This window comes from Paraburkholderia sp. J63 (genome assembly GCF_905220245.1).
Lineage (GTDB): Bacteria > Pseudomonadota > Gammaproteobacteria > Burkholderiales > Burkholderiaceae > Paraburkholderia.
Window position 1 is genome coordinate 1 of sequence record NZ_CAJMZF010000139.1, and the last position, 1005, is coordinate 1005.

Here is a 1005-nt window from a genome sequence, read left to right on the forward strand (position 1 = left end):
TCGTTGTTCTTGTCGTATTCGAGCGGCTGCACCATGCCTGCGGTCGCTTGAGGGTCCTCTACGCCAGTCAGACGGCAAAGCGCATCGTATCCGCAGAGCCCGTCATGATCGAATGGCGTGTTGTCCTCGTCGACCTTTTGCCAGCCCGTAAAGAACGGGAAATCCGCGTCAGACAGTTTCGTGACTGCGTCCGGGGCGATATCGACATAGCCCAGCGTGCCATTCTCGTCGAACGGCACCGCGATCCAGGTCGTACAGGCCGCTCCCGTCAAGGTTGGATGGTCCGAGAGAATGCGGCCAAACCGCAGCATCTCATAGCCGTCGCTTGGACACGCCGGGTAGAGGGCCATCGCGCGGCTATACAGGTCGTACTCGTACCGCTTTGGCCTGTGATGGCTGTCGGTGCCGTTGTCATAGGGGTCCGCGACAGGATCAGGCGTGAGCAGGGTAACGTTGCCGCTGCCGCCCTTGTCGATCCATGCACGCGTATAGCGCCGCCCCAGGTTGAACCAGGCCTCGACATAGAGCGTGTCGCCTGAAGCAATCGACCCGCCCGGCACCCGGGGAAACCAGGTGTCATTCCGGGCCGGCCGGGGATATAACTCCAGCGGTCCCTTGATAACGAAATAGCTATGCCCCCAGTAGTCGCCCGACTGCGGCTGGACCAGGTTCTTCTCGCCGAGCTGAACCTTGTGATCGGCCTGATCGAACCAGGCTGTGAAGTCGGCGTCCGTCATGAAGACTTCGAAGTGCAGATGCGCCACCTCCTGATGCTGGCCCATGTAACCGAGCACGTCCTTGCGGTACACCTTCTTCGTACCGCCCAACTGAACCACCCCATCCTTTCCCCCTGCCGTATCGAGCAACCACCTGGGCAAGGCGTTCGCCGAGCCGGTCTCAGGCGGATCGTTCGGCTGCGGAACAAGGTTCTCCTGCGCGGTCATATCCAGCAGGTGCATGTAGAGCGAGTAATACGTCAGCGTGCGCCCATCACCCGTATCGGTC

Annotated in this window: 1 pseudogene; it reads right to left on the minus strand. The window is 61.0% G+C overall.

The features are described from left to right. Window positions 1–1005, minus strand: a pseudogene (locus tag U5775_RS38850) (hypothetical protein); the annotation flags it as partial.